The following is a 23,031-nucleotide window of genomic DNA, read 5'->3' on the forward strand; positions in this document are numbered from 1 at the left end:
GGCTAATCCTCGATCAGGATACGACTGCCATGCAGGCTGACGCTCAGGCGCTGATCCATGTGCCTGCCCAGACGGCCACCGGGCAGTGCCCGGATATCTCTCCAGGCAGGAGAGGCGGGATCACGGAAAATGGCCAGGATGCCAAGATGAGTGGCACCGGGAAGCCGCTTCAAGGCCAGTTCCCGGCTGCTACCCGGCTGCATCACCAGCTCCTGTCGTCCCAGGGCATCCGCCCCCAGGCTCTCCAGGTCCTGCTTCCAGAGGTCCTCAAAGGGACTTTCCTGAAAGCCCCGGGGATCCTTGAGCTGATAGACGCGAACGACCACGGGCAGTGCCTGGCCTTCCTCGCTGGGATTGATCAGGGGCGTGGCATGCAGATCCAGGCGAACCTGGGGGCCGGCACAGCCGCAGAGCAGCAGGACTGACAGGCAGCTGAAAAGGACCGTGACGATGCCTGTGCATCGACGGGATGGGAAGGTATGCCGGTTGGGCTGCGGGGTCTTCGACATCTGCCGTTCCTTGGCGCGTGGGTCGTATGATGGAAGAGAAGCCTGCTGGCTGCTCGACTCCTTCGATGCAGCAGCATGGGAGAGATATAACCGGATTTCAGCGGCGCTTGTCAAGGCCCGTCATGTCCGTTTCCTTCTACAGGTTTTGACGAGGGCGAGGGTCCAAGCAGCCGGGTAACGCTCCGGAGTAGACGCTCCGTGTTGAAAGGTTTGGTGATGTACTCGGTAAAACCGGCAGCCAACCCCTGCTCCGCATTACCGCGCATGGCCTGAGCGGTGAGGGCAACCACGGGGATATCGCGCAGATCAGGCTCGGCCTTGAGAATGCTCAGTGTCTTATAGCCGTCTTTGTCCGGTAGTCCGATATCGAGCAGGATCAGGTCCGGTCTATGGTGTTGTGCCAACGCCAGGCCTTCCCTGGCGGTGGCTGCCCCCGTAACCCTGATACCCAATCGTTCTACCAACAGCCTGGAGATCAGCCGCAGATTGGCGCCATCATCCTCGATATACAGGACGTGCCCCTGGATGGCAGAGGGGGAGGATGACATTCCGGCCCGTGGAGCAGCGATCCCGATGGCGGCATTCTGTGGCGTGGCGTCCGGCAGTTCGACCCAAAATCGACTACCCGCATGCAGGCGACTTTCAACCCCGATGCTGCCGCCCATGAGCTGAACGATGCGTTGCGTGATGCTCAATCCGATACCCAGACCTTCAACAGCATCGTCCGTATTGCCGAGACGGCTGAAGGGCTGGAACAGACGATTCATCTGGTCTTCGGCAATGCCATTCCCTGTGTCCTCCACGGCGATGCAGATCCGGTGATTATCAAGGGCATGAACGGAGATATGTACACTGCCCTGCCTGCGGTTGTACTTGATGGCATTGGAAATCAGGTTGACCAGAATCTGGCGAAGACGCATGGGATCTGCGCTGACCTTGAGTGCTCCGTCGCAGCGGTAACTCAGTTGAATGGCCCTCTGGTCCGCCAGGGGCTGAAGCAGGTCCAGACATCCTTGCAGCACTTCGCACAGCTTCACAGGCTGGATATCCAGTTGCATGACACCCGATTCCACATGGGCCAGATCCAGAAGTTCATTGATCAGTTCCAGCAGGTGACGGCCCGCACTCAGGATCTCAAGGATATTCTCCAGTTGCTCCTGGTTGAGATGGGGGTCATATTCCAGCAGCTGGGCAAATCCGATCACCGCGTTCATGGGGGTGCGCAGCTCATGACTCATGCTGGACAGGAACTCGGACTTGGCCCGGTTGGCGTGTTCGGCTGTTTCCTTGGCCTGGATCAGAATGGTCTCGATCTGCTTGCGGTCAGTCACATCCCTGAGATAAACCGCCGTGGACATGTGATCCCCGACCTTGAGTGACAGGGTTCGCATGTCCGCCGTGACCAACTTCCGCTGCCCGGTGGCAATGACCACTTCAGTGGGTTCCATGGAGATGACGACCGAACCGAAGTTGAGTCCATGCAGTTCCTGCGGTGCACGCTGGAACAGTTCGCAGGCAGAGGCATTGGCAAAGCAGATCCGGCCCGAGGGTGACAGCAGAAGGACGGCATCCGGCGCCTCTTCCACGATCAGTGCCAGGGTTTCCAGATCCGGGCGCTTCACACGGGTAGCTCCAGTGCGGAGAACAAGCGGTCTTTCAGTGAAAGATCCCCTACCACGCGCAGCTCCGGTTGCGGCGTCTTTCTAACGAGCACCGGTGTGACCAGGATGCGTTCATCTTCAGCCACCTGGAGATCATCAAGGATGTCCACCACCTCTATGCACACCTTGATACCCTGGTCTTCCAACAGCTGGGCGTAGCTGCGGAGATGTTCCGTGGCCCGTCGAGCGGTGTGCGTATGTCCGGCGATGAACAGCCTGAAATGATAGTCAGGATTCATCGGCGGTTTGCCTTCGACGAGCGGGGTGGTGAGGTGCTGGTCATAAGCGGAATGTATCTAGAGCCAGGTGCTCATCAGCGATCACCATGAACTGTTCACGAAAAGCCTGCGGCACGGGTTTGGGCCGCCCCGTCTCGGCATCCACATAGACCCATTCCGTCCTTGCCCTGACCAGGGGCCGGTGATCATCGGCGCGCATGAAGAGATAATGGCGCGGTGAACTGCGATGGGAAAAGCCCCCGATCCAGGTCAGCAGGATCAGATTATCCCCGACGTGGCTGGGGCGCAGATATTCGATGAAGTGAGAACGCACCACCCAACTGCCGCCTTCCTGCCGATAGCGATCCCAGTTCCAGCCGCGGGCAGCGGAGTGAGCCACGGCAATCTCCTGCATCCATTTCAGGTATTCCAGATTGTTGACGTGGCCGTTGATGTCGATGGCGGATTCAGGGACGCTGAACTGATGACAAAAGACACCCTCGTGATCCCTTGCCGAAAGGGATGCCATCGTGGAAAAGGACTGCTTGGCAGACATACTGAAACCCCGAAAGCAAAAAGGCATTCAGGCCCTGATCATGGACTAAACGGGCACTTTGACAATCGACATTCTACTGTTCCAGGCAAAGTCATGCGAACATTCCCTTTCAACGCTTTGAACCCGCCATGACCCTGAATCGCTGCCCGCTGTGCCATGGCCTGGAGACGCCGGTCTTTCATCGCGAAGACCGGCCCCGGGTGTACTACCGCGACTATCATCGTTGCCTGCGGTGCGATCTGACCTTCGTGCCTTCCCGTTATCATCTCTCCACTACGGAAGAGAAGGCCTATTACGATCTGCACGAGAATCAGAGTGCCGATGAAGGTTACCAGCAGTTTCTGGGCCGCATGCTCGCGCCGCTACTGGAGCGGGTGCGCCCCGGGGCGGTGGGACTGGACTTCGGCTGCGGTGCCGGCCAGGTCCTGGTGGGAATGTGCCGCCGGGCCGGGTTGTCCTGCGTGGGCTATGACCTCCATTACTACCCGGACCCTGCGCCGCTGGAGCACCGGTATGACTTCATCATCAGCACGGAGGTCTTCGAGCACCTGGCCGACCCCGCCGGGGTGCTGGAACAGTTGCTGATCCTGCTCAAGCCCGGCGGTTGGCTGGGGATCATGACCAAGCGAGCGCTGGACCGGCGGCGCTTTGCCCGCTGGCACTACACCTTGGATCCGACTCATGTCTGTTTTTTCAGTGAGCAGACCTTTCGCTGGATCGCCGCACGAACGGGCACGACCCTGGCGGTGGCAGGGAATGATGTGGTGATGTTCGGAAAGCCCGGCGGCTGAGCCGCCCTACTCCGCCCTGCAGACCTGGTTGCGTCCGGCCTGCTTGGCGGCATACAAGGCCTGATCTGCTGCCTTGATGACGCTCTCCGGGTCAGGACGATCCGGGCTGCGTTCGGCCACGCCCATGCTGATGGTGACGGACACCGTTCTTTGCTTGCCTTGTCCGCGCCGTGCCCTGCCCTCCTGCTTGCTACCCGGCCGGGATGCTTCGTCGCGAATGGCGATCTCATAGGTCTCGATGGCCTCCCTGACGGCTTCCAGATGGGGGATACACTGCTCCGCCGTCTTGCCGGGAAAAACGATCGTGAATTCCTCCCCACCGTAGCGGTAAGCCCGCCCTCCTCCGCTGACCTTGCGCAACCGGGCTGCGACCACCCGCAGCACCTGATCACCCAAGTCGTGGCCATGGGTATCGTTGAACTTCTTGAAATGGTCCACGTCGGTCATGGCAATGGCATAGCGGCGCCCCAGGCGCTGCATCCGTTCATTGAGGGCGCGGCGACCGGGCAGGCCGGTGAGATCATCGCGGAAGGCCATCTGGAAGGACTCATGCACCACGGCGATGGCCAGGATCAACAGCAGGGTGGCGGTGAACAGGGGCACGGCATAGGCGTGGAAGAGCTGCGGCAGCATCCATCCGATCCCGGCCAGCGTGATCCACTGTCCGGCCCACTGGGGACTCGGACGACGCACCACAAAGCCCCCCATCACGGCAAGGCACAGGGCCAGGCTCCAGAAGGAAAGTTGGGGCATGCCGTAGCCGTCCCAGTGCAGGGCGGGCAAGTGAGTCGTCAGCAACAGGTCGGCCATGCCTTCGGGGAACTGCGTGGCGAAGAGGACGGCGATGCCCGGCAGGGTTCCAAACACCGCCAATCGGAGCAGGAGATCCATCATCAGGTGATAGCGCTCGGACCAGAAGGCGTTGACCATGAACACCAGGGGGACCAGCAAGGTCATGAGTGCATAGCCCAGCGCGGGCAACAGGTCCGTGTCCGGCGCCATGGCCATGGGCCGGATCTGGAACATGCTGCCCAGGTAGACCATCAGCACCAGAATCACGCAGATGAGCGTCCGGGTGCGGCCATAGAGAAAGGCCAGGACCCCCGCCAGCCCACCCATCAGCCAGGGCAACACCTCCATCAGACCTTGGGGGAGTTCCGGCAGCCAGGCCCCTTGAATGGCTGCGCCCATCCCCAGGGCCAGCATCACGGGCGGGAGCAGGATGAAGATCAGGGTTTTGAGGTGTTCCAGGGGCATGGTCGGTTCAGGCGAGCGGGATGAACGTGATCCTGCATGTTATGCCGAAAGGTACGGCTTGCGTCGGTTTCTTGCGCATTATGAATGACCCCCGTTCCCGGCTCACGCCTCACGTCACTTCCCGATACAAAAAGAAGAAAAGATCTCCCCCAGCAGGTCATCCGCGCTCACCCGTCCGGTGATCTCTCCCAGTGCCTCCTGGGCCAGGCGCAGTTCCTCGGCCACCAGTTCCGTGGCGCGGGTGATGATGAGCTGGTCGTTGGCGGCCTGGATGTGATCGCGGGTGCGGGCCAGGGCGTCCAGGTGGCGGCGACGGGCGGTGAACAGGCCTTCCTGCTGACCGCTGTAGTGGAGCTGGGACTTGAGGGCTTCGCGCAGGGTACTGATGCCTTCGCCGGTGCGGGCCGAGATGAACAGTACGTCACTGGCATCCGCCGGCAATTCGTTGAGTCGATCCAGCTTGTTGTAGACGGTGATGATCGGCAGCCGAGGCGGCAGGCGGCGGCGGATATCCGCTTCCTCTTCGCCCTCTCCCCGGGTGGCATCCACCACCAGCAGGACCAGGTCGGCCTGTTCGATCTCGGCCCAGGCCCGGCGGATGCCTTCCTGCTCCACCGGGTCGTCGGATTTCCGCAGGCCGGCGGTGTCCACCAGGTGCAGGGGCAGTCCGTCCAGGCTCAGATGCTCCCGCAGCACGTCTCGGGTGGTACCGGGGATGGGGGTGACGATGGCCGCCTCCCGATCCACCAAGCGGTTGAGCAGGCTGGACTTACCCGCGTTGGGACAACCGGCGATCACCAGGTGAGCACCTTCCCGCAGCAGGTTGCCCTGGCGGGCCTGCTCCGTCAGGGCGGCGAGCAGAGCCAGCAGGGATTCGATCCGGTACTGGATATCCCCCTCCGCCAGCAGATCCAACTCCTCCTCGGAGAAATCCAGATCCGCTTCCACGAAGACACGCAGTTCGGTCAGGGCCGCGAGGATGTGCTCCACCCGGCGGGAAAACCCCCCTTCCAGTGACCGCCGAGCACTGCGCACCGCGGCAGCGGAACCCGCATCGATGAGATCGGCCACGGCCTCGGCCTGGGCCAGGTCCATGCGGTCATTCAGGAAAGCACGCTCGGTGAATTCCCCGGCCCGGGCCATACGGCAGCCCATCTCCAGACAGGTCCCCAGCAACAGGTCCATGACTACCGGGCCGCCATGGCCCTGCAGTTCCAGGACATCCTCGCCGGTATAGGAGTGGGGGCCGGGAAAGAACAGGGCGATGCCGTCGTCGATCACCTGACCCCGGGTGTCCAGGAAGGGGCCGTAAACCGCCTGTCTCGAGGCTGGCAGTCTACCCAGGCACCGGCGGGCCACGGCGGCGGCATCCGGGCCGGAGACGCGCACGATGCCCACACCGCCCCGTCCGGGGGCGGTGGCAATGGCGGCGATGGTATCGAGGCTGCAGTACATGACGGTAATCCCCACGAAAAATAGCCCGGTGGAGAAAACCGGCGGCCCTGAAGCGACACCATCACGGGGTGTCCTCGGGACCGTCGATCATCTCCAGCCGGGCTACAGGTGGCCGGGATGGCAAGCAGGAAGTGGTTTTACTTCTTGCCGCCGCCCTTGCCGTTGGCCGCCTTTTCGATCTGACGTGTGATGTAGTACTGCTGGGCAATGGACAGCAGGTTGTTGACCAGCCAGTACAGCACCAGACCCGCCGGGAAGAAGGCGAAGAACACGGTGAAGACGATGGGCAGGGCCATCATGATCTTCTGCTGCACCGGGTCCATGGGAGCCGGATTCAGCTTGTACTGGGCGATCATGCTGGCACCCATGAGCAGCGGCAGCACGAAGAAGGGATCACGGATGGACAGATCCTGAATCCAGAAGATCCAAGGGGCCTGACGCAGCTCCACGCTCTCCAGCAGCACCCAGTACAGGGCGATGAAGACGGGAATCTGGATCAGGATGGGCAGACAGCCGCCCAGCGGATTGATCTTCTCCTTCTTGTAGAGCTCCATCAGCGCCTGGTTCATGCGCTGCTTGTCATCGCCGAAGCGCTCCTTGAGGGCTACCATCTTCGGCTGGACTGCACGCATCTTGGCCATGGAGCGGTAGCTGGTTTCGGACAGCTTGTAGAACACCAGCTTGATCATCAGGGTGAGGATGATGATGGCCCAACCCCAGTTACCCACGAAGTCATGAATTACCCGCAGCAGCCAGAACAGGGGTTTGGCCAACACGGTGAAGATGCCGTAGTCCACCGTCAGCTCCAGACCATTGGCAATCTCGGACAGGGGCTGTTGTGCCTTGGGGCCGATCCAGATGCGGGACTGCAGCTCGTCGGCGGCACCCGGAGCGATGCTGACGGGTTCGGAGCGCAGACCGATGATGTACTGGGGGCGCTCCGGTGTACCGATGGCACGGCTGTATAGCAGGTTCACCTCGTCTGCATGGGGTACCCAGGCAGTGAGGAAGTAATGCTGGATGACGGAGATCCAGCCCGCGGAGATATTCCGATCCTGGACGTTTCTGCCCAGGTCTTCCAGGGATTCCTTGATGTACTTGCCGTCATAGAGGGCGGCACCAGTGAAGGTGTACAGGAACCAGGACTCACGGTCGGGGGTGGGGCCATGACGCAGCTGCCGGTACTGACGCCCGGTCCAGGTGGCGTCACTGTTGTTTTCTACCTGATGACCGATATCCACCAGGAAGTCACCACGACGGAAGGTATAGGTCTTGGTGACGCGAATGCCGTCCTCGCTTTCCCAGGTCAGGGGGACCACGAGTTCATCCTGCCAGTCCTCCATGCGGTATTCGGTGCGCTCGGCCCGGAATACAGCATGGTGCGAAGGGGCACGGTCGGCGTGCTCGATGCCGGGCACGCGGTCGTGGATCAGGCCGGACTGGGCCACATAGTCGCGCAGGCGCTCATCCAGAATGCGAACCGGGTTGTCCGGCTGTTTCAGGCTCACCGGGTAGGTGAGCAGATCGGCGCGCACCAGATCACCACCGCGGGTATCGATGATCACGTCCAGCGTATCGGTGACCACGCGGATACGCTGGCGATCAGCGGCCGACACCGGGTCCATACCCACGGGAGCATCCATGGCCTCGGAAGTGGGGGCGTCGGGGACGTCGTCGCGGAATTCCTGCCCATTGAGGGTGGCTTCGGCGCGCTGGGGATCAAACTGGGGCTGGGGACCATAGTCCACACGCCAAGCCTGCCAGATCAGGAACAGCAGGAAAACCAGTGACAGGTACAGGATCGGTCGGAGATTATCCATGATTTCGCGGCTGCTTGTGATGGCCTGGGGCGGGGTCCGGTACAGGATCGTACCCGCCTTCGCAGAAGGGATGACAACGCGCCAGTCGCCGGACGGTGAGCCACAGGCCCCGCAGGGCGCCATGTCTCTCGATGGCCTCCATTCCGTAACAGGAACAGGAGGGGGTGAATCGGCAATGCTGCCCGATGAAAGGGCTCAGGGTATAGCGGTAGATCTGGATCAGGAAGATAAGGACTTTTCGCATTGGCTACTCATCCGTTTCCAGAGTCTTTCCAGGGCCTGATGCAGATCGGCGTTGTTGAAGCGCTGTGCGCCCGGTTTGCACATGATGACCATGTCCATGGGTGCCATGTCGGACCGATGCCGACGAAACGACTCCCGAATCAGGCGCTTGATTCGATTGCGCTGGGTGGCTTGGCGGACATTCTTCTTCGCCACGGCCATCCCCAGGCGCGGTCCTGCCGTCGGGTTCAGTGCCCAGAGCCCGGTGAAGGGCGGCTGGGACACCCGATGTGCATCCTTGAAGACCTGTTGGTAATCGCTCGCCTGTACCAATCGAACGTGGCGAGGAAACCCCTGGTCATTCAGCCCGATCTGAGGATCAGGGGCAGAGACGGGCGCGGCCCCGGGCGCGGCGAGCGGCCAGCACCTTGCGGCCACCACGGGTAGCCATGCGGGCACGGAAGCCGTGGGTGCGCTTGCGGTGCAGGTTACTGGGCTGGAATGTTCTTTTCATGACGGCTGACCGTGGCTGAGTTCTATTTTACGGGCGATAGAGAGCGCCCAATCTAAGGCGCGTAAAAGTACCTGCGATTGACATGGGTGTCAATCGATGTTGGTCAAGGCCTGGGGACAAGGATGTGGAAAAAGGTGTGGATAAGTCTGCGGACCAGCGGGTAGACTTACCCATCCCTCAACCCCTACCACTGGAGATACCCTTGGTTGGCAACTCCTTGTGGCAGCAATGCGTGTCGCGTCTGGAGAGTGAACTCTCCGAACAGCAACTCAATACCTGGATTCGTCCGCTGCATGCAGTGGAGGATCAGGGCGTATTACGGCTGCTCGCTCCCAATCGATTCGTGCTGGACTGGGTCAAGGACCATTTTTTCCAGCGTATAGACCAGGTCGTCAACGAGGTCCTGGGCAATGATTCCATGCGTGTGTTGCTGGAAGTGGGCAGCAGCCGGCCGCCCGGACCCGCGCGCCCCGCCCCGCCGGTTGCAGTACCCGCAGCACCGCCGCCGGCGGCGAATGCGGCTCAGGCACGCGGTCCGGCGCCCGCGCCGGCCGCCAGTTCACCCCAGTTCACCAATAACCTGAATCCCAACTTCACCTTCGAAAACTTCGTCGAGGGGAAGTCGAACCAGCTTGCTCGTGCCGCCAGCCTGCAGGTGGCCGCCAATGTAGGCAAGGCCTACAACCCCCTATTCCTCTATGGCAGCACCGGCCTGGGCAAGACTCACCTGATGCATGCCATCGGCAACACCATCCTCAAGGAGCGCCCGGACGCCAAGGTGGTGTACCTGCATTCGGAGCGTTTCGTGGCCGACATGATCAAGGCGCTGCAGCACAACTCCATCGACGAGTTCAAGCGTTACTACCGGTCTGTGGACGCATTGTTGATTGATGACATCCAGTTCTTTGCGGGCAAGGAGCGTTCCCAGGAGGAGTTTTTCCACACCTTTAATGCCTTGCTGGAAAGCCAGCAGCAGGTGATCCTGACCTGTGATCGCTACCCCAAGGAAGTGGATGGCCTGGAAGACCGGCTGAAGTCGCGCTTCGGTTGGGGTCTGACCGTGGCCATCGAGCCCGCGGAGCTGGAAACCCGGGTGGCCATCCTCAAGCGCAAGGCGGAAGAGGCCGGCGTCGATCTACCCAGCGAAGTGGCCTTTTTCGTCGCCAAGCGCATCCGCTCCAACATCCGGGAACTGGAGGGTGCACTGCGCCGGGTGATGGCCAACGCTCATTTCACCGGCCGTCCCATCACCCTGGAGTTTGCCAAGGAAGCGCTTCATGATCTTTTGGCCCTGCAGGACAAGCTGGTCACCATCGACAACATCCAAAAGACGGTGGCGGAGTATTACAAGATCCGCGTCTCCGATCTGCTGTCCACCCGCCGCAGCCGCTCCATCACCCGCCCGCGTCAAGTGGCGATGGCCCTGGCCAAGGAGCTGACCAATCACAGCCTGCCGGAGATCGGCAAGGCCTTCGGAGGGCGGGATCACACCACGGTGCTGCATGCCTGCCGGAAGGTGGTGGAACTGCGTGAATCCGACGCGCGGATCAATGAGGATTTCATCAACTTGCTCCGGACCTTGACCACCTAAAGCCCCGGGTGTGCGGGGGCAGGCCCAACCCTGTGGATAAGATGTGCACCCGCGCTGGAGAACAGGGCCTCACAGGCTTATCCACACTCTCTCCACACCCGTCACAGTCGGTTATGCGGTGGTGACTTCACAGCATTTTTTGTAACTAAATATCTGAAAATTATAGGTATTTAAAAAGTTATCCAAAGCCTGTGCGGTTGCTTGTTACTATCATTAATAAAAGATTCTTTAAATACTAGTTAAAGACGGATGGTCCCAGATGAAACTGAGTATCCAACGGGAAGTGCTGCTTAAACCACTGCAGCAGGTAATCGGGGCTGTGGAAAAACGCCACACCATGCAGATCCTGGGTAACGTGCTGCTTCGGTGTGATGGTACTCACCTGAAAATGACCGCAACGGACCTGGAAGTGGAATTGGTTGCGGAGATGGAGTTCCCCTCTGAAGAGATCGGTGAAGTCACGCTCCCTGCTCGCAAGCTCCTTGATATCTGTCGTGCCCTGCCCGACGAGGCCGAAATCCGGATTCAAGTCAGCGCAGAACGATGTGTGCTCTCATCAGGGCGATCACGCTTCGTACTCACCACCCTGCCGGCAGGCGACTTCCCCAATCTGGATGAGATCGAAAGCCGGATCGAGTTTTCTCTCACGGAAAGAGAGCTTCTGACGTTGATCGGACGCACATCCTTTGCCATGGCCAACCAGGATGCCCGGTACTACCTCAATGGCCTTATGCTGGAGGTGGAAAAAGGAACGATTCGCACGGTTGCCACGGATGGTCATCGTCTGTCGCTGTGCGCCCTTAAATCCATTGTGGAAACGGAAGAAGCTCAGCAGGTCATCATTCCTCGAAAGGGTGTGCTGGAGCTTTCCCGCCTGTTGGAGCACAGCGATGATCCGGTCCGGGTTCAGATTGCAGCCAATCACTTGAGGGTGCGTGTGACCGGTCTTTGTTTCACCACTAAATTGATTGATGGGCGTTTCCCCGACTACAAGCGAGTCATTCCCCGTGACGGCGAACAGGTGCTGAAGGTGGATCGTGAACTCCTGCGCCAGGCGCTGGGGCGTACTGCGATCCTGTCCAATGAAAAGTATCGGGGTGTTCGCATCGAACTGTCTCCGAATACCATAAAGATCCAGTCCCACAATCCGGAACAGGAAGAGGCGGAGGAAGAACTGGAAGTGGAATACAGTGGTGAGCCGTTGGAGATCGGATTCAATGTCACTTACCTCATGGACGTGGTTGCCAATCTGCAGGGGGAAATCCTCGAAGCCACTTTCAAGGATTCCGGTTCTTCCGTGCTGATCCGGGATCTGGGCTTTCCTGATGCCCTCTATGTGGTCATGCCCATGCGGCTGTAATTTCCGTTACCCTCTTCCGGGGGCCTGGTCATCCAGGCCCCTCCCTCGTTTTTTCCCCATCGGTGCCCCTCGCCTCTCATGGGTCTGACACGACTCGATATCTTCAATCTCCGGCCTTTTGAAAAATCCCGGCTGGAGCCCTGTGCCGGACTGAATCTTGTGGTGGGCGAAAATGCTTCGGGCAAGACGAGCCTGTTGGAAGCGGTTCATGTGCTGGCCACCGGCCGTTCCTTCAGAACGCAGCGGATTGAACCCGTCATTCGCAAGGGGGCGCGTGATCTGATGGTGACGGGGCGCCTACGACTTGACGGGCGGCAGGTTTCGCTGGGCATTCGCAAGGGCGGTGGCAAGACGCTGGCAAGGATCAACGGTAAATCCGTGCGCAGTCAGTCCGAACTGGCCCAGGCCCTGCCCCTTCAGGTCATTCATCCGGATAGTCATGAGTTGCTGTCCGGAAGCCCTACTGAACGACGCGGTTTTCTGGACTGGGGTATCTTTTACCAGTCGCCCGAAGCCATGGGCCATTGGCAGAACTATCGTCGGGCACTGATCCAGCGCAATGAGGCCCTGCGTCGCGGTCTGAATGATAAAGCCCTGGATGTATGGGAAGCGTTGCTTGCCCAGTCAGGCGAAGCCATGGATCGCGCCCGGTTGTCCTATCTCGATACGCTGCTGCGCCATGTCCGTGATCTGGAAGCACTGTTGCCTGGGAATGAAGGGGTGGATCTTGTCTATCGTCGCGGCTGGCGTGAAGGGGTGGATCTCAGGACCCTGCTGCAGACAGCTCGCCCGCGGGAGCGAGAGATGGGCTATACCCTATCCGGTCCTCATCGGGCTGACGTGGTGTTCCGTTGCGGAGATGTACTTCTGGCTGAAGGTGCGTCCAGAGGGCAGCAAAAGTCGGCCGTGCTGCTTTTGCGCCTGGCTCAGGTGGCTGCTTTCAGGGGGGTTACCGGGCGTTCCGCGGTGGTGATGGTGGATGACCTGCCTTCAGAGTTGGACGAATCCCACCGTGCTGCCGTGCTTGCATTGCTCCAGGGACTGGATTGCCAGGTTTTTGTCACTGCCATCGATGCTCGGCAGATCGATGCCCGTGCCTGGTCGAGTTTAAGGATGTTCCACGTGGAACAGGGTCGACTGCGGGACTTGAACTGAATGTTCCACGTGGAACATTCAAGGCGTCCGACAAGAAAAGATGTTCCACGTGGAACATCCGTCCTGCGCCGGTGTTGGGAATTGCTTTTCAAACATTCCGGGTGTTCTGACAACAAGGGAAATACTGGAGTGACGGAAAGGGAATGCCGGAGTGACGGAAAGGGGACAGGGCTTCCTTATGCTGGTATCTGTTGGAACAAGGCGGGACTCGGGCAGCAAGTGATATAATGCCTCTCTTTTCGATGTTAGGCAGGCACCGCATGACCGATCAGACGCCCCCGACCTACGACTCCTCCAATATCAAGGTCCTCAAAGGCCTGGATGCTGTCCGCAAACGGCCGGGCATGTACATCGGTGACACCGATGACGGTACAGGGCTGCATCACATGGTCTTCGAGGTGGTGGACAACGCCATCGATGAAACCCTGGCCGGTTACTGCAAGGAGATCAATGTCACCATCCACAGTGATGGTTCGGTCAGTGTCAGCGACGACGGCCGAGGTATCCCGGTGGACATCCACCCCGAGGAAGGTCGGTCCGCTGCTGAAGTCATCATGACCGTGCTGCATGCGGGGGGGAAGTTTGACGACAACTCCTACAAGGTGTCCGGCGGGTTACACGGGGTGGGCGTCTCCGTGGTGAATGCCCTTTCCGAATGGCTGGAGATGACCATCTACCGCGAGGGCAAGACCCATCGGCAGACCTATCATCTGGGGGTGCCTGACGCCCCCCTGAAGGCAGTCAGTGAGACTCAGCGCACCGGGACCACGATCCATTTCAAGCCCAGCCCCGAGATCTTCACCGATACTGAATACCATTACGACATCCTTTCCCGCCGCTTGCGGGAGCTCTCATTCCTGAACTCCGGTGTCCGCATTCACCTCCAGGATGAGCGGGATAGCGGCAAGCGGGATGTCTTTGAGTACCAGGGGGGGATCCGCGCCTTCGTGGAGCACCTCAATCGAAACAAGACACCGCTGCATCCCACCGTAATCTACCTGAACGCGGAAAAGGACGGGATTGTCGTGGAGATTGCCCTGCAATGGAACGACTCCTACCAGGAAAACATCTTCTGTTTCACGAACAACATTCCACAGCGGGACGGTGGTACGCATCTGGCCGGTTTCCGCTCCGCCCTCACCCGCACGCTGAATCAGTACATGGAGGCCGAGGGCGTACTCAAGCGACAAAAGGTCAGTACCAGCGGTGATGATGCCCGTGAAGGTCTGACCGCCGTCCTGTCGGTGAAAGTCCCTGATCCCAAGTTTTCCTCCCAGACCAAGGACAAGCTGGTGTCTTCCGAGGTGAAGCCGGTGGTGGAGTCGGTGATGAGCGACACCCTGCAGGCCTTCCTGCTGGAAAACCCGGGCGAATCCAGGACAATCACCGGCAAGATCATCGACGCCGCCCGTGCCCGCGAAGCGGCCCGCAAGGCGCGTGAGATGACCCGTCGCAAGGGGGCGCTGGATGTGGCCGGACTACCCGGAAAGCTGGCGGACTGTCAGGAGAAGGACCCTGCCCTTTCCGAACTGTTCATCGTGGAGGGTGACTCGGCAGGTGGCTCGGCCAAGCAGGGGCGGGACCGGCGCACCCAGGCAGTACTGCCCCTCAAGGGCAAGATCCTGAACGTGGAGAAGGCCCGCTTCGACAAGATGCTCTCCTCCGCCGAGGTGGGCACCCTGATCACGGCCCTGGGGTGTGGGATCGGCAAGGATGAATTCAATCCCGACAAGCTGCGTTATCACCGCATCATCATCATGACCGACGCGGACGTGGACGGCTCCCATATCCGTACCCTGCTGCTGACCTTCTTCTATCGTCAAATGCATGAACTGGTATCCAGGGGGCACATCTACATCGCACAGCCGCCCCTGTACAAGGTCAAGCGCGGCAAGCAGGAGAGTTACGTCAAGGACGAACTGGAAATGAGCAATCTGTTACTCAGCTTGGCTCTGGATGACGCCAAGTTGCTGGTTAATCCCGAGGCGCCGCCGGTCAGTGGTCAGGCCCTGGAGGAACTTGCACGCCGCTACAACAGCGTGATGGCTGCAGTGGGACGTCTGGGACGTCGCTATGACCGGCAGCTGCTGGAACGCATGGTATTTGCCACGCCACTGAATGAGGGCGATCGACATGATCAGGGCAGGCTGGAAGCCTGGTTCAGTCGTTTGCTGGAAGGGCTGCAAAGTGATGCCGCCGGTGCCACCCGCTACGAGATGATCATCCTTACAGACGAGCGGGGGGGGTATCAGGCCCGGGTGACTCGATTGATGCATGGGGCGCGAACGGATGAGACCTACGGCGCCGACTTTTTCGAGTCCGCTGAATTCAGACTCATACGCGAGCTGGCCGAGCGTCTGGATGGACTGCTGGATATGGGGGCCTATATCCAGCGGGGCGAACGGCGTCAGCCGGTCAGCAATTTCCGCGAGGTCATGAACTGGCTGCTGACCGAAGCACGGCGTGGACTGTCCATTCAGCGCTACAAGGGGCTGGGTGAGATGAATCCCGAGCAGCTTTGGGATACCACACTGAACTCGGAAACCCGGCGCCTGCTACAGGTGCAGGTGGAAGATGCGGTGCGGGCCGACGAAGTCTTCACCACGCTGATGGGCGATCATGTGGAGCCGCGACGGGAATTCATCGAGGCCAATGCGCTGACGGTATCCAATCTGGACATCTGACCCGATGAAGGCGGTGGACCGATGGCGCGGTTCACTGCCCCAAAGGGCATACTTTGCGGGCTGAATGGGGCAGAATATCCCCATCTAAAGTCTCCATAGACCACGAGGCGAGGACCATGGATATCGGCGGCTATGTCATGCTTGGCATCTTCATCCTGATCGCCCTCTACGCGGTGATCATCTACAACAACCTGGTCAGTCTCAAGCATGGGGTGTCCAAGGCCTGGTCCAACATTGATATTCTGCTCAAGCAGCGTTTCGATGAGTTGCCCAAACTGGTGGAAGTCTGTCGGCAATACATGTCCTACGAACAGGACACCCTGGAAAAGGTCATGCGTGCCCGCACCCAGGTGGCTGCCGCACAGCAGAACCAGGACATGAAATCTTTGGGACAAGCAGAGGATGTGCTCAGGGTGGGCCTGGGCAATCTCTTCGCCGTGGCCGAGGCCTATCCGGAACTCAAGGCGGACCAGACCTTCCGCCACCTGCAGTCACGGATCACCGGCCTGGAAAATGCCATTGCCGATCGCCGCGAGTACTACAACGAATGCGTCAACCGGAACAATGTCCGCATTGAGCAATTTCCGGATGTGGTCGTTGCGCATCTATTCCGTTTTGCCCCCTTCGACCTGCTGGAGTTTTCCCGACGGGAACTGCAGGATGTGGATGTCCGCGCCCTTTTCAGCTAGGTATTGAGCCACGATGCAGGAGGGCATGGCCGCCTCGGTTCGGTCCATGGATGCCGGGGAGTACGCCTTCCTCGTTGCCGTTCTGGCGCTGCTCCTGATGGCTGCGCTCTGGGGGTTTTTGCGCGGCAACTACCGCAAGCGCCTCATTGCGGATACCCCGACTTCCCGTGTCCGTTCCGCTGCCCAGGGCTATCTGGAGTTGGTGGGCCAGGCCCGATGGATGCCGGGGCCGCCCATCATCGCCCCCCTCACGGGCACTCACTGCGCATGGTATTTCTATCAGATAGAGCGACGCGATAGCTCTGGTCGTAATCAGCGCTGGAGTCGTGTCGAGCAGGGCCGCAGTGACAACCTGTTTTTGCTGCAGGATGACACGGGAGAGTGCCTGATCGATCCAGAGGGCGCCCAGGTGGTCTGCGTGCATCGGGATATCTGGCATGGCAGCGCCCCCAGACCTCTGACCGGACCCAGGGGCGGCGGGGCCTTTCTGGGAATGGGGCGGTATCGCTATACGGAGCGCCGCCTGCACCTGGATGAGGATCTCTATGCCATCGGTTATTTCCGCACCCAGGGGAGCGGCGATGACAGCCCGCTGAACCTGGAGGTGGCGGAGATTCTGGGGCGCTGGAAAAAGGACGCGTCCATCATGAAGCGCTTCGACACCAACCAGGATGGCGAGATCGATATGGACGAATGGGAGCGTGCCCGGCAGGCAGCGATCCAGAAGGCCCTGCTGCGTCGCGCCGAACGGGCCGATGCCCCTGCGGTCCATATCATGAGCCGGGGTCCCGATCGCCGCCGGCCTTACATCCTCTCCGCCATCTCCGAGGACCGCCTGGTGCGACGCTATCGCCGGCTTGCCCGGTTCAGCGGTCTCTCGTTTCTGATGGCGGCGGGTGCTTTGGCATGGGTGGTGCTGGCCCGTATTGCCCCATAGCCGTTCTCGACGCTTCCAGGTTGGGGAGCTTGAACAGGCTTGTGATACATTACCCACATGTAACGGTCGGACATCTGCAGGGCCACCTTGCCTTCACCTGGGCCTTGATGTTCAAAACTCAACCCGACGCTGGAATCGCTGATGAACAACCCCTTACTCCAGATGCAGGGACTGCCCCCCTTCGGGGAGATTCGCCCGGAACACGTGGAGCCCGCCGTGGATCAAGTGCTGGCGGACAACCGGGCCGCGATCCAGGCCCTGCTGGATCAGCCCGGCCCCTTCACCTGGGAGACCCTGGTCCATCCCCTTTCCCTGCTGGAAGACTGCCTCAACCGGATCTGGTCGCCGGTTCGGCACATGAACTCCGTGGTCAACACCGATGAACTGCGTCAAGCCTACAATGCCTGTCTGCCCAAGCTGTCCGACTATGCCACGGAAATCGGGCAGAACCTGGCCTTGTTCCAGGCCTTTCGCAGTATTGCCGATGGCCCTGGATTCGCCGAACTGGCCCCCGCCCAGCAGCGCGTGATCCGCAATGCCCTGCGTGATTTTCATCTTTCCGGGGTCGATTTGCCCGAGGACAAGAAGGCCCGTTACAAGGCCATTGCCCAGGAACTGTCCCAGCTCACCTCCCGCTTCGAGGAAAACGTCCTTGATGTCACCCAGGCCTGGAAACGGATCATTCCCGATGGTGAAGGCCTCAAGGGACTGCCGGAATCCGCCCGGGAGATGCTGCGGCAGAATGCTCGGCAGCACAAGGAAGAAGGCTATCTGATCAACCTGGAATTCCCGTCCTACTACGCGGTCATGACCTACGCCGATGATCGTGACCTGCGCCGGGAGGTCTATGCGGCCTATGTCACCCGGGCCTCCGACCAGGGACCTCATGACCGTCGCTTTGACAATTCCCAAGTGATGGAACAGATCCTGGCCCTGCGTCATGAGCAGGCCCGGTTGCTGGGATATCCCAGCTATGCCCACCTGTCCCTGGCCACCAAGATGGCCGAATCCCCGGAGCAGGTGGTGGGGTTCCTGACCGAAATGGCGGAACGGGCCTGCCCCGCCGCCCGCAAGGAACTGGAGACCCTGCAGGCTTTCGCCCGCGAACACCTGGGGCTTGAGGATCTGCAGGCCTGGGACCTGGCCTATACCTCGGAAAAGCTGCGCAAGCATGCCTACGATCTCTCCCAGGAGGATCTCAAGCCCTACTTCCCGGTGGACCGGGTGTTGCAGGGGCTGTTCCAACTGGTGGAGCGTCTGTATCAGGTAGGCATCCACCCGGTAACCGATGCCCCGGTCTGGCACGAGGACGTCCGCTTCTACGAAATCCAGGACCCGGACGGCACCCCCCGGGCTCGGTTCTATCTGGATCTCTATGCCCGTGCCCGCAAACGGGGCGGCGCCTGGATGGATGAGTGCTTGAATCGCCTCAGGGACGGAGAGCGCCTGCAGCTCCCCGTGGCCTACATGACCTGCAATTCCACGCCGCCGGTGGGTGGCAAGCCCGCCCTCTTCACCCATGATGAGGTGCTGACCCTGTTCCACGAGTTCGGTCATGGGCTGCATCACATGCTGACTCGGGTGGACTATCCGGATGTGGCGGGCATCAACGGTGTGGAATGGGATGCGGTGGAACTGCCCAGCCAGTTCATGGAGAACTGGTGCTGGGAGCGGGAGGCCCTGGACCTGATCGCCGGTCACCATGAAACCGGCGAGCGGCTTCCCGACGACCTGTTCGACAAGCTGCAGGCCACCCGTCATTTCCAGGCGGCCATGCAAATGGTGCGGCAGTTGGAGTTTTCCTTGTTCGATATGCGTCTTCATGGCGAATACGACCCGGCGCAGGGCGGGCGCATCCAGGATATCCTGGATGCGGTGCGCAGCCAGGTGGCGGTGCTGGTTCCGCCTGCATTCAATCGTTTCCAGCACAGCTTCTCCCATGTCTTTGCCGGCGGGTATGCCGCCGGGTATTACAGCTACAAGTGGGCCGAAGTGCTGTCGGCCGATGCCTTTGCCCGATTCGAGGAGGAAGGCCTGTTCAACCCGGAGGTGGGCTGCGCTTTTCTGCATGAGATCCTGGAACAGGGCGGCGCCCGCCCTGCCCTGGAGCTGTTCAGGGCCTTCCGCGGCCGTGATCCGCAGATCGAGGCCTTGCTGCGGCATTCAGGGTTGGTGGACGCGGCGGCATGAAGATCGCCACCTGGAACGTCAATTCACTGAAGGTGCGCCTGCCCCATGTGCTGGACTGGTTGGCAGGGCAGCAGCCGGACGTGCTGGCGCTGCAGGAAACCAAGACGGTGGATGAGGCCTTCCCACTGGAGGCGCTGCGGGCGGCGGGATATCACTGCCTGTATGCAGGGCAGAAAACCTATAACGGGGTGGCCCTGTTGACCCGTGTACCGGGAGAGGATCCGGTGACCGATCCGCCGGGGGTGGACGATCCGGAGCGACGCATCCTGGCCGCGACGGTGAGCGGGGTCCGGGTGATTAACCTGTATGTGGTGAATGGTTCGGAGGTGGGCTCGGACAAATACGCCCGCAAGCTGGACTGGCTGGCCCGGGTGACGGATTTCGTAAAGTTGGAACTGGCCCGTCATGATCAGGTAGTGGTGTTGGGGGATTTCAACATCGCCCCGGAGGATCGGGACGTCCATGATCCTGCGGCCTGGCATGAACGGATTTTGTGTTCAACCCCTGAGCGGGCGGCCCTGAGGACGATGCTGGATCTGGGGCTTGAGGATGTCTTCCGCCGGTTCGAGCAGCCTGAGGCGGCATTTAGCTGGTGGGATTACCGGGCGGCGGGGTTCCGGCGTAACCGGGGACTGCGGATCGATCTGATCCTGGCCAGCCCGGCGCTGGCGGAGCGGTGTCTGAGCTCTGAGATCGATCCGGAGCCCCGCCGTCTGGAGCGTCCGTCGGATCATGCCCCGGTACTGGCCTGTTTTGATCTGTGATTTAATGTCCGGACTTCAGTGATCCAATACGGGCCTGTCAGGGATGTTCTGAATCGGTCATTCGCGCATATGTATCACCACTCCCGCGTTAGGTCATTCCTGAGTTTCAGTAGGTCATTCCCGCGGAAGCGGGAATCCAGTCGCAGACTGAAAATCCTGGGCTCCCGCTTTCGCGGGAGTGACGATGGGGTGCTCTCGTGGGAGTGACGCCGGGGTGCTTTCGTGGGAGTGATGGCGAGGGGCTTTTTCAGAACTTCCTTTACTGGGTACCGTGCCATCCGTGAATGTATGGGAAATCTATGAAATATCGCGACCTGCGTGACTTCATCTCCGGCCTGGAGGCCCAGGGAGAACTCAAGCGTATCCGGATCCCGGTGGACCCGAATCTGGAGATGACCGAGATCTGCGACCGTACCCTGCGGGCCGGTGGCCCTGCCCTGCTGTTTGAGCGTCCCACCGGGTATGACATGCCGGTACTTGGCAATCTCTTCGGCACCCCGCGGCGAGTGGCCATGGGCATGGGGGAGGACTCGGTGGAGGCCTTGCGGGAGGTGGGCAAGCTGCTGGCCTTCCTCAAGGAGCCGGACCCGCCCAAGGGGCTGAAGGAGGCCTGGAAGACCCTGCCTATCTTCAAGAAGGTGCTGGACATGGCGCCCAAGAAGGTGCGGGGCGGTGAATGTCAGGCGGTGATTCTGGAAGGCGATGATGTGGACCTGAGCAGTCTGCCGGTGCAGACCTGCTGGCCCGGAGACGCCGGACCCCTGATCACCTGGGGGCTGGTGGTGACCAAGGGACCACGGCGGGAACGCCAGAACATGGGCATCTATCGCCAGCAGGTGATCGGACGCAATCGGGTGATCATGCGCTGGCTCTCCCATCGGGGCGGTGCCCTGGATTTTCGTGACTGGCAGATCGATCATCGCGGTGAGCCCTTCCCCGTTGCCGTGGTCCTGGGCTGCGATCCGGCCACCATCCTGGGCGCGGTGACCCCGGTGCCCGATACCCTGTCGGAGCACGCCTTTGCCGGGCTGCTGCGTGGGGATCGCACCGAACTGACCCGTTGCATCGGGAATGAATTGTTGGTGCCGGCCACCGCCGAGATCATCCTGGAAGGCGTGATTCATCCCGACGACATGGCGCCGGAGGGGCCGTTCGGAGACCACACCGGGTATTACAACGAGGTGGACGACTTCCCGGTGTTCACCGTGGAGCGCATCACCCACCGCAAGAACCCCATCTATCACAGCACCTATACCGGACGACCGCCGGATGAACCGGCCATCCTGGGGGTGGCCCTGAACGAGGTATTCGTGCCCATCCTGCAGAAACAGTTTCCGGAGATCATGGATTTCTATCTGCCGCCGGAGGGCTGTTCCTACCGCCTGGCCGTGGTGAGCATCCGCAAACAGTATGCCGGGCACGCCAAGCGGGTGATGCTGGGGGTGTGGTCCTTCCTGCGCCAGTTCATGTATACCAAGTTCGTTATCGTGGTGGATGATGACATCAATGTCCGGGACTGGAAGGATGTGATCTGGGCCATGACCACACGCATGGACCCGGGCCGGGATACGGTCACCATCGACAATACCCCGATCGATTATCTGGATTTTGCCTCCCCGGTATCGGGGTTGGGTTCCAAGATGGGCTTTGACGCCACCAACAAGTGGCCGGGAGAGACGACCCGGGAATGGGGTACCCCCATGGTCATGAGTGAGGCGGTGAAACAGCGGGTGGATGAAATATGGAAGGATCTGGGCCTGGACGGCGAATGATCCCGGCCACGACCATCAAGTCCACGCAGTCAATGCCGATATTGTGATAACTCAATATGCTATTTTTGCATGGCACGATGCTTGAGGGGACTGCAAAAGGATGGACCGATCCATATTGATCCGCCTGTCATGGGGCGTGGCTGTCTGCGGGGGGGCGGTTCTATCCGCCCTGTTGGCGCACTGGTTACTGGGTCCCGGCATGCTGTCCGCCGTGCTCGGTGCCGTGGTGGCCGTGTCATTCACCTTCCTGCTACTGGAGCGCCTCTGGTTTGCACCTCGCGAGCGTGACCTGCAGGCCCTGTACGGGCAGCTACGGGGGGGGCCCCTGCCCGATGGGGTGGACCCCCGGATCGAGGCCGTATCCAGACAGCTGATCCGTTATCGGAGCTTGACCGACAAACTGGCGGAAACCGGCTCACTCATCGCCGTGTCGGCGGCCGAAGTGGCGTTTTCCTGTACCGCCCTCAAGCAGCGTGTCCATGCTCAGGTCACCAGCGTCAACGGCATTGCCGACTCTTCCGCCCGGATTTCAGCCACGGTGCAGGCTGCGGCGCAAAGCTCCGGTGAGGCGGTGCAAAGCTCCCGTCGGACCAATCAGGCCAGCCATGAAGGACATGACTGTGTCGCCGATGCCCTCAACCACATGGAGCAGATGAAGCAGCGGATGCAGCAGGCCTCCATGCTCATGACGAGTCTTGAGAGCCGGGCCGGGGAGATTCAGCGCATCACCGAGGTCATCACAGGCATTGCCGAGCAGACCAACCTGCTGGCCTTGAACGCCGCCATCGAGGCGGCCCGGGCCGGGGAGCAGGGGCGCGGGTTTGCCGTGGTGGGGGGCGCGGGGCGCGGGGGGGGCCCCCCGGCCGCCGGCGCCCCCCCCCCAAAA

At 60.7% G+C, this 23,031-nt stretch carries 21 protein-coding genes; 11 read left to right on the forward strand and 10 right to left on the reverse strand.

Features of this window, described 5'->3' with window-relative positions; all coding sequences use genetic code 11:
- Nucleotides 1-2 precede the first annotated feature (2 nt).
- The 4 genes from tssJ to LQ952_RS00865 all read right to left on the reverse strand — a co-directional run bounded on the left by tssJ (nt 3) and on the right by LQ952_RS00865 (nt 2,944).
- Nucleotides 3-509, reverse strand: coding sequence for a type VI secretion system lipoprotein TssJ (gene tssJ / locus LQ952_RS00850; RefSeq protein ID WP_238620651.1), 507 nt, complete (start codon nt 507-509; stop codon nt 3-5).
- Between the two features lie 110 nt (nt 510-619).
- Nucleotides 620-2,131, reverse strand: coding sequence for an ATP-binding protein (locus LQ952_RS00855; RefSeq protein ID WP_238620652.1), 1,512 nt, complete (start codon nt 2,129-2,131; stop codon nt 620-622).
- Nucleotides 2,128-2,409, reverse strand: a complete 282-nt coding sequence (locus LQ952_RS00860) for a circadian clock KaiB family protein (RefSeq protein WP_238620653.1) — start codon at nt 2,407-2,409, stop codon at nt 2,128-2,130. The genes LQ952_RS00855 and LQ952_RS00860 overlap by 4 nt, the downstream gene beginning before the upstream one ends.
- A gap of 40 nt (nt 2,410-2,449) precedes the next feature.
- Nucleotides 2,450-2,944 (reverse strand): acyl-CoA thioesterase, encoded by a 495-nt coding sequence (locus LQ952_RS00865; RefSeq protein WP_238620654.1) that lies wholly within the window; start codon nt 2,942-2,944, stop codon nt 2,450-2,452.
- A gap of 128 nt (nt 2,945-3,072) precedes the next feature.
- Here LQ952_RS00865 and LQ952_RS00870 point away from each other — a divergent pair, with 128 nt between their 5' ends.
- Complete coding sequence (locus LQ952_RS00870; RefSeq protein WP_238620655.1) at nt 3,073-3,735, forward strand: class I SAM-dependent methyltransferase; 663 nt, start codon at nt 3,073-3,075, stop codon at nt 3,733-3,735.
- A gap of 6 nt (nt 3,736-3,741) precedes the next feature.
- On the opposite strand, the gene LQ952_RS00875 is transcribed toward LQ952_RS00870, so the two are convergent.
- The 6 genes from LQ952_RS00875 to rpmH form a co-directional block, all read right to left on the reverse strand.
- Entirely contained in the window at nt 3,742-4,992 is a 1,251-nt protein-coding gene (locus tag LQ952_RS00875) for a GGDEF domain-containing protein (protein ID WP_238620656.1), read from the reverse strand.
- Between the two features lie 114 nt (nt 4,993-5,106).
- Nucleotides 5,107-6,447, reverse strand: a complete 1,341-nt coding sequence (mnmE, locus tag LQ952_RS00880; protein WP_238620657.1) for a tRNA uridine-5-carboxymethylaminomethyl(34) synthesis GTPase MnmE — start codon at nt 6,445-6,447, stop codon at nt 5,107-5,109.
- 137 nt (nt 6,448-6,584) lie between these two features.
- Nucleotides 6,585-8,267, reverse strand: coding sequence for a membrane protein insertase YidC (yidC, locus tag LQ952_RS00885; RefSeq protein WP_238620658.1), 1,683 nt, complete (start codon nt 8,265-8,267; stop codon nt 6,585-6,587).
- Nucleotides 8,260-8,511 (reverse strand): membrane protein insertion efficiency factor YidD, encoded by a 252-nt coding sequence (yidD, locus tag LQ952_RS00890; protein WP_238620659.1) that lies wholly within the window; start codon nt 8,509-8,511, stop codon nt 8,260-8,262. The genes yidC and yidD overlap by 8 nt, the downstream gene beginning before the upstream one ends.
- On the reverse strand, nt 8,487-8,930 hold the full coding sequence (gene rnpA, locus LQ952_RS00895) for a ribonuclease P protein component (protein ID WP_347402035.1): 444 nt from the start codon (nt 8,928-8,930) through the stop codon (nt 8,487-8,489). Before rnpA ends, yidD begins: the two co-directional genes overlap by 25 nt.
- Entirely contained in the window at nt 8,869-9,003 is a 135-nt protein-coding gene (rpmH, locus tag LQ952_RS00900) for a 50S ribosomal protein L34 (protein ID WP_083838800.1), read from the reverse strand. The genes rnpA and rpmH overlap by 62 nt, the downstream gene beginning before the upstream one ends.
- A 202-nt stretch (nt 9,004-9,205) precedes the next feature.
- On the opposite strand from rpmH, the gene dnaA reads away from it, so the two are divergent.
- The 10 genes from dnaA to LQ952_RS00950 all read left to right on the forward strand — a co-directional run.
- Nucleotides 9,206-10,594 carry a chromosomal replication initiator protein DnaA gene (dnaA, locus tag LQ952_RS00905; protein ID WP_238620661.1) on the forward strand — a complete coding sequence of 463 codons (1,389 nt, stop codon included), beginning with the start codon at nt 9,206-9,208 and terminating at the stop codon, nt 10,592-10,594.
- A gap of 259 nt (nt 10,595-10,853) precedes the next feature.
- A complete protein-coding gene (dnaN, locus tag LQ952_RS00910) occupies nt 10,854-11,954 on the forward strand; it encodes a DNA polymerase III subunit beta (RefSeq protein WP_238620662.1) in 1,101 nt (366 codons plus the stop codon).
- Between the two features lie 78 nt (nt 11,955-12,032).
- Nucleotides 12,033-13,109, forward strand: a complete 1,077-nt coding sequence (gene recF, locus LQ952_RS00915; RefSeq protein WP_238620663.1) for a DNA replication/repair protein RecF — start codon at nt 12,033-12,035, stop codon at nt 13,107-13,109.
- A 260-nt stretch (nt 13,110-13,369) separates the two neighbouring features.
- Nucleotides 13,370-15,793 (forward strand): DNA topoisomerase (ATP-hydrolyzing) subunit B, encoded by a 2,424-nt coding sequence (gene gyrB, locus LQ952_RS00920; RefSeq protein WP_238620664.1) that lies wholly within the window; start codon nt 13,370-13,372, stop codon nt 15,791-15,793.
- Between the two features lie 116 nt (nt 15,794-15,909).
- Nucleotides 15,910-16,482, forward strand: coding sequence for a LemA family protein (locus LQ952_RS00925; RefSeq protein WP_238620665.1), 573 nt, complete (start codon nt 15,910-15,912; stop codon nt 16,480-16,482).
- Nucleotides 16,483-16,507: 25 nt separating this feature from the next.
- The gene (locus tag LQ952_RS00930) at nt 16,508-17,419 is read left to right on the forward strand and encodes a GIDE domain-containing protein (RefSeq protein WP_238620666.1); all 912 of its coding nucleotides are present in this window, start codon (nt 16,508-16,510) and stop codon (nt 17,417-17,419) included.
- Between the two features lie 141 nt (nt 17,420-17,560).
- Nucleotides 17,561-19,609 carry an oligopeptidase A gene (gene prlC / locus LQ952_RS00935; RefSeq protein WP_238620667.1) on the forward strand — a complete coding sequence of 683 codons (2,049 nt, stop codon included), beginning with the start codon at nt 17,561-17,563 and terminating at the stop codon, nt 19,607-19,609.
- Complete coding sequence (gene xth, locus LQ952_RS00940; protein WP_238620668.1) at nt 19,606-20,373, forward strand: exodeoxyribonuclease III; 768 nt, start codon at nt 19,606-19,608, stop codon at nt 20,371-20,373. The genes prlC and xth overlap by 4 nt, the downstream gene beginning before the upstream one ends.
- A 299-nt stretch (nt 20,374-20,672) precedes the next feature.
- A complete protein-coding gene (ubiD, locus tag LQ952_RS00945; RefSeq protein WP_238620669.1) occupies nt 20,673-22,145 on the forward strand; it encodes a 4-hydroxy-3-polyprenylbenzoate decarboxylase in 1,473 nt (490 codons plus the stop codon).
- A 100-nt stretch (nt 22,146-22,245) separates the two neighbouring features.
- On the forward strand, nt 22,246-23,031 hold a 786-nt coding region (locus tag LQ952_RS00950), incomplete at its 3' end, for a methyl-accepting chemotaxis protein (RefSeq protein WP_238620670.1).

It is taken from the genome of Ectothiorhodospira lacustris, assembly GCF_022227785.1.
Classification (GTDB): Bacteria; Pseudomonadota; Gammaproteobacteria; order Ectothiorhodospirales; family Ectothiorhodospiraceae; genus Ectothiorhodospira; species Ectothiorhodospira lacustris.